Origin of the sequence: Dyadobacter sp. (genome assembly GCF_051859145.1) — a bacterium.
Taxonomy (GTDB): domain Bacteria; phylum Bacteroidota; class Bacteroidia; order Cytophagales; family Spirosomataceae; genus Dyadobacter.
This window is the reverse complement of the sequence record NZ_JBHYGF010000114.1, coordinates 1-10,581: the sequence shown is the minus strand read 5'-3', so window position 1 is coordinate 10,581 and position 10,581 is coordinate 1. Positions and strand designations below refer to the sequence as shown.

Here is a 10,581-nt window from a genome sequence, read left to right as displayed (position 1 = left end):
TACTGCGTACCGATCATCGCCATTGCTGCATATTCAAATTCAGCTTCTGTTGGTAGGCGGTAAGGCGGCATTACGTAGCCACTTTCAATTCTAAGCTGTGGAGCTGGCGCTGCTTCTGCACTTGCAACTGCTGCATCGTCAGCTTTTTTCTTCTTGCCAAAAGAGAAACCTTTTTTCTTCTTGCCACCAGCTGCTGCTGCACCTGCTGTATTGTTAGCCTGGCTTACAGCGGCGGTACGCCACGCACAATAATCATTTGCCTGAACCCAGGATACACCAACTACCGGGTAAAGACGGAAGCCCGGGTGACGAAGGTACATGGTTACATAAGAGTCGTTGAATGATAGCTCATTGAACCAAACGTTTGTATCAGGTAAAGCTTTTGTGTAAAATTCTTCTGATGAATCTCTTTGAACTGCATTTAAATATTCAAGATAGTGGACGTTAGCCACCTCTGTCTGGTCCATGTAGAAAGACTGGATACTGACAGTTCTTTTCGGGTTATCCCTTCTTGTCATTACATCCTCTTCCAGCGAACCCATCGTAAACCGGCCACCTTCGATATAAACAAGGTCGGGGCCTGCTGGCAGCGCTTTGTACTGCTTTACTTCAAAACCATCTTTGCCATTATAAGCCAATCCTGTTTTTGAACTTGTCTTACCGGGTTTTAAGCTGGTAGGTCTCTTGTTCTTACTACATGAAGTAGCCGCTAACAACACAATCAACATCAACGCGATTGACCGGGTACCCATCTTTTGCATGCAAATCATTGCTTAAAGTGACTTTATAGTTTGGTCTTTTATAGTATGCGAAACCGCAAATTTATGAAATGAAACGAAAATATTTCTAAAAATCAATCAGTGGGTCATCTCCGCAAGTACATTCCTCGCCTGATCTATACTTTGTACATCTTCACAGATCAGGATTAGCTTGCCTTTCTGGTCTTTTAATGAGATCTTCTGAGGATGTTTTTTAATATAATCGATCACCTGTCCGAACCGGGCTGACTGAAAGAATTCGTCGTTCTGCGAAGTAACGAAGTATCCTTTCATCGTATTGCTCTTCAAAGTTAGTTTTTCAAGGTGCAAAGTCTCTGCTTCCCAGCGCAAACGAACCGTTTTTAACAAATCCTGAACTTCCCTCGGAACAGGACCGAAACGATCGAGTATCTCCTGTTCAAACTTCCCTAGTTCTTCCTCGGTGGCAATGTTGTCAAGGCGGGTATATAACGACAACCTTTCCGAAATATTTTTAACATATCCGTCAGGAATTAAAGTCGCGAAATCGGTTTCGATCTGTGTTTCCGGTACCAGCTTTTTGGGGAGCCCCAATGCATTTGCAAACAGGTCCTTGAATTCATTGTTTTTCAATTCAGAGACTGCTTCATCGAGCATTTTGTGGTACAATTCGTAACCAAGATCATTTACAAAACCACTTTGCTCGGCACCAAGGAGGTTACCTGCCCCGCGAATGTCCAAATCGCGCATTGCCACTTTAAATCCATCGCCCAGATCCGAAAACTCTTCCAGTGTCTGTAAACGTTTACGCGAGTCGCTGGCCAGTGTCGATGCATTTGGCGTAAGTAAATAACAAAATGCTTTCCGGTTCGACCGACCTACGCGCCCGCGCATCTGGTGCAGGTCGGAGAGGCCGAACATGTGCGCGGTATTAATAATGATCGTATTTGCATTGGCAATATCGATCCCCGATTCAATAATGTTAGTCGAGACAAGCACATCGTACTCGCCTTCTATAAAGCCCACCATTATTTTTTCCAGCTTGTCACCGTCCATTTGTCCGTGCGCCACACCAATTCTTACATCCGGAACAAGCCGCAGGATAATGTTCGCGATTGATTCAATGTCATTTACCCGGTTGTGGACAAAAAATACCTGCCCGCCGCGGTTCACCTCAAAGCTGACTGCATCCCGGATAAACTCCTCACTGAAAGTATGTATCTCGGTCGTAACAGGCTGCCTGTTTGGCGGCGGTGTGGCAATTACCGAAAGGTCGCGTGCACCCATTAACGAGAAGTGCAGCGTTCTCGGGATTGGTGTCGCGGTCAGTGTCAGTACGTCCACATTGACGCGCATTTCCTTCAAACGGTCTTTGGCTTTTACACCAAACTTCTGCTCTTCATCAATAACCAGTAAACCCAGATCCTTGAATTTTACGTCTTTATTCAAAATCCGGTGCGTACCGATCAGGATATCTATCTTGCCTTCTTCGGCTTCTTTGAGGGTTTCTTTGATCTCTTTCGGCGTTTTGAAACGGTTGATATAGCCCACCCGCGCCGGGAAATCAGCCAGTCGCTCGCTGAAAGTTTTAAAATGCTGCATAGCCAGGATCGTAGTTGGCACGAGTACCGCTACCTGCTTGCTGTCACAAACTGCCTTGAATGCAGCGCGGATCGCGATTTCAGTTTTACCAAAACCTACATCGCCGCACACCAGCCTGTCCATTGGATGCGCTTTTTCCATATCCTCCTTCACATTCGAAGTAGCAGTGGCTTGGTCGGGGGTATCTTCGTACAAGAAAGAAGATTCCAGCTCGGCCTGCATGTAATTGTCTGGCGAATATTGAAAACCAGGAGCCTGCCGGCGCTTTGCGTACAATGCAATAAGCTCGTGCGCAATATCTTTCAGCTGCTTTTTAACCTTTGATTTTTTCGCTTCCCATTCACCTGAGCCCAGCTTGCTCATAGCCGGCGGTGCGCCTTCCTTGCCGGTATATTTCGCAATTTTATGGAGGTTGTGAACACTTACATACAACAGATCATTGTCGCGGTAAATCAGCCTGATCGCTTCCTGCTGTGTTCCATTCACATCTTTCCGCTCCAAGCCTGCAAAGCGACCGATACCATAATCCACGTGCGTAACAAAATCGCCTGGTTGAAGCGATTTCAGCTCTTTTATAGTGATCGCCTTCGATTTGGAAAACTTGTCCTTTAAACGGTATTTATGAAAACGTGCGAAAATCTGGTGGTCCGTATAGCAAGCAACTTTTACATTATCATCCACAAATCCTTCGCGAAGCGAAATGTGCATCGGCTGGAATTTGACAAACGGATCAAGATCTTCAAAAATACGTTCGAGCCGGTCGAGCTGCTTGGGCTGCTCTGCCACGATTACATTCACGTAACCTTTTGACTGGTTCTCAGACAAATCGTCGAGTAACCTTTTAAAATCTTTGTTAAATGAAGGCTGCGGCTTGGAAGAGTAGGGGATTTTCGTTTCTGTTTTGAAATAAAACTTCCGGCCAAACTCAATGGTCTTAAACTTCTTAACCTGCGCCAGAAACCCGCGCCGCGTTTCGAATAATGCCTGCGGATTGGAAACGATCTGAACACCGCCGCCGGTAACATCTCCCAAAGCCTTTTCAGCCTTTTCAAAACATTTCTCAATCACTTCCAGCGTCAGTTCCGCATCTTTGAACCAAATGGTGGTCTCGCCTGAAAAGAAATTCAAAAACGATTCCCTGGTTTCGTGAGATAACCGCTGCTGAATGTCGGGTACAATGTTGATCTGCTTCGCGGTTTCAATGGAAAGCTGGGTATCCGGGTCAAAAGAGCGGATACTTTCAACCTCATCACCAAAAAGCTCAATGCGGAATGGATGTTCGTTGGCAAATGAAAACACATCGATAATACCTCCGCGCACAGAAAACTGGCCCGCCTCAAACACGAAGTCGGTAATCTCAAATCCGTAGCTGTTCAGAAACTCAGTTAGAAATGCGGGATCCAGCTTTTCACCGACTTTTACTGAAAACGTATTCGCGACCAGCGAGCGTTTGTTGATTACTTTTTCAAACAAAGCCTCCGGGTAAGTCACCACCTGAATGGGCGTGGCGCGATTGGTATTGAGCTTGTTGAGGATTTCGCCCCGCATCAGCACATTCGCATTGTCTACCTCTTCGTAGTGGTAAGGCCGCTTGTAGGATGTTGGGTAAAAAAGTACTTCTGAGCCGCTCAGCAGGTTTTGCAAATCGTTCTGAAAATAAGCAGCCTCATCGCGGTCGCTTAATATGTAGAGCGCCGGACTTTTTTTGCGTTGCTGCACTGCCGCAGATACCACTGCGTCCAGGCTGCCAACAAGTCCTTTGATTTGGATATGGGAGGATTCAGGGCTCTTTGAACCAATTTGCTCCATCAACAGATTCATGTATCCGTCGCCCCCGTATAGTGTTAGTAAGTCCTTAACTTCCAAGTAGTTTCAAATTAATCGCGGCTGTTGCCGACTGTGAATTTAAACGCAAAAAGCCGTTTCGGGGATTTTCCCGACCGGCAAGAATGATAACACCAGCTGCGGGAATTTCGTTTGCCGATGTTGCACTGTACAAAAATAAAGCCAAAGCCCGCAGCTTACAAGTTACCGTTCTATTAACCGGCGTGCATTTCGTCCCTATATTCGCATAATTCTGCCTGCATTTAGCGAAACTTACCCGGTAATAATGATCGACTGGCTTAACAAAATGGTGTCCCTCGGGATATTTGTCACTACGCCCCTGGAAATCCTGGGTTTTGTAACTGGCGCGATCTGTGTTTACCTCAACACGCGCCAGAATGTACTCGGCTGGTTTTTCGGGATTATCAATGCAGTTTTATATGCGGCAGTTTTCTGGCAGGTAAGGTTGTATGCGGATATGGGCTTGCAGGGATATTATTTTATCACAAGCATTTACGGCTGGTGGATGTGGAAGTTTGGGGGTGTCAACAGAAACGAGTTACAGGTCACCTTTACCCCGCGCAGACTTTACCCCATTTTTGCCATCATTTTTATAGTCGCCACAATCTCCTGGGGATTTTTACTCGAAAAATTTACCAATGCGAGTTTCACCTACGTAGATTCTGCATTGACGATCGCAAGTTTGATCGGACAGTGGATGATGGCCCGAAAATACCTGGAAAACTGGCTGGTATGGATAGCCGCCGACGCCTGTTACGTCATCATGTACATCTATAAATTTCTGAACCTTACCGCATTGCTGTATTTAGTTTTCCTGATATTGGCTATGATAGGTTATGCCAAATGGCGGAGGAGTGTTTTGGAAAATGGAAGATCTTTGGGGAAAGTTGTCAATTAATTCCCTTTTTTAAATTTCCCCAAATGGTATTTCCTGCTCTTCCAACAGCGCTTGAATACGGTCAGATTGTTGAAAAACAATGCGTAATTCTTTCTTGTCAACTCCTTCTTCATCGTCAAGCCACTTCCAGTCTTCGGCGGTAGCGTCGAGCATATCGATAACGGTCAGGATTTTCTCGCGTGATTTTTCTTTCGAAAGCCAATCAGCCGAGCTGCTGATGTAAATGATGATCTGCTTTGAACCGATCCAGGAAAGGTCGTTCAACATTTCGTCCAGATCTTCCAGGCTGGTACCCTCGTAATCAGGGAACTGCAAAGCTTCTGCAAGTTGGGTATTGAAATTTTTGAAAGAAAGCGCTCTTGTCCCGTCTATATGCGCAATTACAGCCGCGTGAAAGGTTTTCTGGACTTCCGTTTCGTCCGCTGCAACCAGAAAGTGTGTGTTCTTCATAGTTATTTCAAATATCGTTTTCTGAATAAATGCATCATATGCACATTAATAGCCCATTGATCTGCAATCGGCTGGTGTGTAAATGGAACTGTTGGCAAGTAATTGGGCGGGCCGAATTCTGTCAGTACCGTCAAAGTTTCACCGCTTTTTACCTTTTGCTCCACCACTGCATCCCACCAGGCCAGGTGCGCTTTCACTGCCGCGTCCCATTCCGGCGCACGTGGGTCGTTTACCTGCGGTCCTTCCTCGTGCCCGATGCGCGAGTGAATGTGGCCTGTACGCGACAATGCGAGTTTAACTGTTTCCTGCTGATCCTGCAACAAACTTTCTGCTACATTACACCAATGCGAAATGTCGAGCGTCAGCCGCAGCTCCGGATTTTTCTCCATAAACTCTCTCGCAATATGCGCAGCAAAAAGCATTCTTCCCCTATGTGTTTCGTGGTAAATGGGAATGCCGGTTTTAGCAGTTGCCGCAGTAGTATGGTCTATAAATGCCTTATTTTGATCGTAGGTGAAAAAGTCTTTCCCGCTATGACAGTTGATATACAGCGGCTTCTGCTCGTACTCGGTTGTGGCTGCATTGATCTGCCTTTTAAATATATCCAAATGCGCCGCGTACTCTTTTTCCGCCGAGCCGCATAAAAATCCCACGTCGAGACTGTATTTTTTCAAAGCTGTAAAAAGCTCTTTTTGCTTTTCTTTTGAACCAGGCCACCAGATTTCCAGTCCATCGTAACCTTCTTTTTTGATAGCTGCGCAAAAAGCATCCGTATTCCCTACGAAGCCCCAGTTGGTGCCAAATATTTTTAAAGAAAGCTTGTTCTCGAATTGAAAAGGGGCTTTTTCTGTATCCGAAACGGCTTCAAAGCCTGTTAAAACGCCCGCTGTGGCAATCGCACTGCTCATAAATTTCCGACGGTTCATGTTATTGTTTTTTGACTTCCTCTTTACCGGTTGAATCACCGGCCTTTAAAAATTGCGCTACCGCCGCCTCATTGAAACCACTTACCACCATTAAATCCGGATTTTGTCTGCTTACCTGGCTCACTGCACTATCCGTTACCGCCGACTGCCAGATATAGACCGACTTAACCGACTTCATCCCGGCCACTGTTTTCAGGCCCGCGTCACCTACTTTGGTATCCACGATATTGAGATATTCGAGGTAAGGCAGGTTTTTAAGTTCGGCAATGCCTTTGTCTGTAATGATGGTATGTTCCAAATGCAGCTTGCTGAGGTTCGGGAACTTTGCAATTTGCTTCAAAGCTGCATCGGTGATCTGCGTGCCGCCGAGTTTCAGCCACGTAATTTGCTGCGCCACGGGTGTAAGTAGTTCAAGGTGTTTATCGGTAAAAGCAGGCAAGTTCACGGCGCTGATTTCAAGCAGGTTCTGGTCTTGTGCCAAAGTATTAACGATCAATCCTGTTTTGCGCAGATTTTCAATCGCCTTCTCATTTGCTTTCGGTACTTTAAGACTCAACACCGCCGATTCCTGCGACTTCGCTGCACCCGCAGGCGCCGATTTTCCCAGTGAAGCCAATGCAGGTTTTACCGCCTCTGAAACCGTCAGTTGTGATACCTTCTTGTCAGCGGGTGCACCCTGGTCGATCCACCAGGAAAGCAATGCGATCTGGTCTGTTGTTAATTGTGGCTTGCCTTTTGGCGGCATGTGGTCGTCGTCATTTTCAGGCAGGAGGCACCTTTTAATCATATCGCTTTCGGCGCCTTTACCCACTACCAATGCAGGCCCGCCTTCTCCGCCTTTTACCAGCAATGCAAGCTGGTCCATTCGCAAATCACCTTTGCTTTTGCTGGCGCTGTGACATTGTACGCACTTCGCTTCCAAAATCGGCTGTACAATATCCGTGTACACAACTGCCTGCTGCACATCAGTAATCGGCTTGATCTCGGTTGCTTTTTCCTGCATAGGCGGCAGGCCGGCGAGCCCGCGGAAAGGCTCGGGGGTATATTGGGTCAGGTAACCCGCGCCGTGTGTCACCGAGCCGCCGTCGTGGCCGGCTGATAGTGTCAGAATAGTAGCCAGCAAAATTGCAGGGAGGTAAATGACTTTGCCGGCTGGCATTGACCTGGAAAGCCGGTCGGACTTGACGAGCCAGGCGGCCCAGGCAAAAACGGCTACGCCAATTCCTTTCCACATGTGGTTGTCAAGCAAATCAGCATCGTAACCGCCACTTAATGAAAGCAAATAACCCGCCACGCAGGCGAAAGTAGCTGTAACAGCCGACCAGAATAGAATAAACGTAACAGTACCCTCACTCACATTGACCTTACCCCACCGTCGGCCCACTTCGAGTACAGCCGCAATCAACAAAAAACCAATTGGAAAATGGACGATTGCCGGGTGGAACCTGCCAATGAAAGTAGCCCAGGAAGCATCCTGAAGTAAAATGTAATGCATTGATAAAGGGTTTAGTATCAATCCTAAGTATGCTTGTCACCGGCTTGTTAAAGCCTGAAAACCTCCGGCAGGGCAAAAGCCTGAGGCGAATTATCGGCATTCACATCCATGATATCGGCCATATAATCCCACCACTTTTTCATGATCGGGAATGCAGCCAGTTCGGAGGTGGTATCTCCTGCTTTGAGCTTCTGAAAAGCAAAGAGGGCAAGTGTTTGTTCGTCAAGAAAGATGTAATATTCCAGCAAGCCGGCATTTACCAAAAGCCCGGAAAGCTCGGGCCAGATCTCGTCGTGCCGCCTTTTATACTCTACTTCAAAACCCGGTTTTAACTGCATCCGGAAAGCTTTCACAATTGTTTTTTCCATTATATCAAAACCCTAAGCGATCACTTCTTTAACTACTTTTCCTTCGGTATCTGTGAGCCGGAAGTTCCTGCCCTGGAAAGGATAGGTGAATTTTTCATGGTCAAAACCCATTAAATGCAGGATAGTAGCTTGTAAATCGTGTACGTGTACCCTGCCTTTCGTACCATAATAACCCAGCTCGTCAGTCTCCCCGTGTGAAAAGCCCTGTTTGACACCGCCACCCGCCATCCACATCGTGAATGCATCTAAATGGTGATCCCGTCCCATAAAGGGCATCACGAGCCCATTCCGGTTTTCCTGCATTGGTGTGCGGCCAAATTCTGCACCCCAGATAATGAGCGTTTCTTCCAAAAGTCCGCGCATCTTCAAATCTTTGATCAATGCGGCTACTGGCTGGTCCGACTCGCGGCATTTCTGGCGCAATCCGCCTTCTACATTATGGTCTTTCGAGGTACCGTGCCCGTCCCAGCCCCAGTCGAATAGCTGCACAAAACGGACGTCATTTTCGACCAATTTACGAGCGAGCAGGCAGTTCATCGCAAAAGTGCCTTCGCCCGGCTTCACGCCGTACATATCCAGGATAAACTGCGGCTCTTTGGATACGTCCATTACTTCCGGTACTGACATTTGCATGCGAAATGCCATTTCATACTGGCTGATCCGCGTCAGGATTTCGGGATCTTTTACGTCTTCGTAAGTCTGCTTGTTGATTTCATTAATCGCCTCGATGGTCTGCTTACGCATATCGCGGTTCATGCCGCTCGGATCGCTTACATATAAAACAGGATCTCCGCCCGTGCGGCATTGGACACCTTGGTATACGGACGGTAAAAAGCCGCTTCCGTAAACGCTTTTCCCTGCATCCGGCTGCTGCCCGCCAGAAGCCAGCACGATAAACCCCGGCAGGTTCTGATTCTCAGAGCCCAATCCATAAACCGACCACGCGCCTAAGCTTGGTCGGCCCAGCCTCGGGCTGCCTGTATGCATCAGCAACTGCGCCGGGGCGTGGTTGAACTGGTCGGTGTGCATTGCTTTGAGAAAGGTAATCTCATCAGCGACGGTTTGCAGGTAAGGTACATAGTCCGACATCCACGCACCGGATTGTCCATACTGCGCAAAGTGGCTTTGCGGCCCGAGCATTTTAGGTACCCCTTGAATAAAAGCAAACTTTTTGCCCTCCAAAAACTCAGCCGGACAATCTTTCCCGTGGTATTTGAGCAATTCAGGTTTGTAATCAAAAAGCTCCAACTGGGAAGGCGCGCCCGCCATGTGAATGTAAATGACCCGCTTTGCCTTGGGCGCAAATTGCGGGATCCGTGCCTTGGCAACATCCCCCGCATTGCCAGTAGCTGCCGACGAAGGCCCACAGGAATCCAGCATCGTACCCAAGCCCAATGCCCCCAGCCCAAACCCAACCGACTGCAAAAAATGCCGCCGGGTTTGATGCAACAAAGAAGCATGCTGCAATTCTTTCATCAGCTTTTCCATCCTCTATCATTTGATCCCCGGGCTTAAGCCCGGGGCAATGGATTGTTTGTTGATTTTCGGGCTCCGCCCTGAATCTTGTTAAATTTTTCTATCAATATCTGGGCAAAGCCCAAGTCCCAAAAATCCATTTCCGTTGACTTCAGTCAACGGGAAACGGAAAACGGGGGGGGACGAAAACATAGCCAGCAGGAACCGGGCAATGGAAAAGCGGTATGCCAATAAATCATCATTCCTTTGTAATCACATTATCCAGATTCAACATCACATTGGCTGATATAGTCAGCGCTGCCAGCTCTGGCGTTCTTTCTTTTCCGTAAGCCAGAATACGGTCGGCATCTACCGGCCTTTTCTTGTAAGTAGCTAATGCTTCTTTATAGATTTTCACCAGCACATTCAGGTTCTTCTGTTCTATAGTCTGAAACGTCAGCATACGATAACCTTCTTTCAGCTGCTGCTCAGGCGTTTTGCCGCGCTTCTGCATTTTGTTGGCCAGACTTTCCGCTGCTTCCAGGTACACCGGGTCATTCAAGGTTACCAATGCCTGCAAAGGAGTATTGGTCAAAATGCGCCTCGATTGGCAAAACTCCCGGCTTGGCGCGTCGAATGTGACCATCGATGGATAAGGCGCGGTCCGCTTCCAATAAGTGTAAACGCCGCGGCGGTACCTGTCTTCACCCTCGCTCAAAACCCACTTTTCGCCACTATACGGCGACTGCCAGATCTTGTCAGGCTGGGGCGGCATTACACCCGGACCGTACATTTTTTCCGAAAT

General features: G+C 47.6%; 9 protein-coding genes. 1 reads left to right on the top strand and 8 read right to left on the bottom strand.

Features of this window, described 5'->3' with window-relative positions:
- Positions 1-761, bottom strand: a 761-nt coding sequence (locus ACTIE6_RS08450; RefSeq protein WP_439556218.1) for an SUMF1/EgtB/PvdO family nonheme iron enzyme, incomplete at its 3' end; no start/stop codon positions are given.
- A gap of 96 nt (positions 762-857) precedes the next feature.
- The gene (gene mfd / locus ACTIE6_RS08445; protein WP_439556217.1) at positions 858-4,205 is read right to left on the bottom strand and encodes a transcription-repair coupling factor; all 3,348 of its coding nucleotides are present in this window, start codon (positions 4,203-4,205) and stop codon (positions 858-860) included.
- Positions 4,206-4,449: 244 nt separating this feature from the next.
- Between mfd and pnuC the strand changes: the two genes are divergently transcribed.
- On the top strand, positions 4,450-5,082 hold the full coding sequence (gene pnuC, locus ACTIE6_RS08440; protein ID WP_439556216.1) for a nicotinamide riboside transporter PnuC: 633 nt from the start codon (positions 4,450-4,452) through the stop codon (positions 5,080-5,082).
- Between the two features lie 9 nt (positions 5,083-5,091).
- Here the strand turns inward: pnuC and ACTIE6_RS08435 are convergent, their stop codons facing one another.
- The 6 genes from ACTIE6_RS08435 to ACTIE6_RS08410 form a co-directional block, all read right to left on the bottom strand.
- On the bottom strand, positions 5,092-5,532 hold the full coding sequence (locus ACTIE6_RS08435; RefSeq protein ID WP_439556215.1) for a barstar family protein: 441 nt from the start codon (positions 5,530-5,532) through the stop codon (positions 5,092-5,094).
- 2 nt (positions 5,533-5,534) lie between these two features.
- The gene (locus ACTIE6_RS08430; protein ID WP_439556214.1) at positions 5,535-6,458 is read right to left on the bottom strand and encodes a sugar phosphate isomerase/epimerase family protein; all 924 of its coding nucleotides are present in this window, start codon (positions 6,456-6,458) and stop codon (positions 5,535-5,537) included.
- Position 6,459: 1 nt separating this feature from the next.
- A complete protein-coding gene (locus ACTIE6_RS08425) occupies positions 6,460-7,953 on the bottom strand; it encodes a c-type cytochrome domain-containing protein (protein ID WP_439556213.1) in 1,494 nt (497 codons plus the stop codon).
- A 47-nt stretch (positions 7,954-8,000) separates the two neighbouring features.
- On the bottom strand, positions 8,001-8,321 hold the full coding sequence (locus ACTIE6_RS08420; RefSeq protein ID WP_439556212.1) for an L-rhamnose mutarotase: 321 nt from the start codon (positions 8,319-8,321) through the stop codon (positions 8,001-8,003).
- A 12-nt stretch (positions 8,322-8,333) separates the two neighbouring features.
- Positions 8,334-9,809 carry a DUF1501 domain-containing protein gene (locus tag ACTIE6_RS08415; RefSeq protein ID WP_439556211.1) on the bottom strand — a complete coding sequence of 492 codons (1,476 nt, stop codon included), beginning with the start codon at positions 9,807-9,809 and terminating at the stop codon, positions 8,334-8,336.
- Positions 9,810-10,035: 226 nt separating this feature from the next.
- The coding region (locus ACTIE6_RS08410) for a DUF1553 domain-containing protein (protein WP_439556210.1) at positions 10,036-10,581 on the bottom strand (546 nt) is incomplete at its 5' end.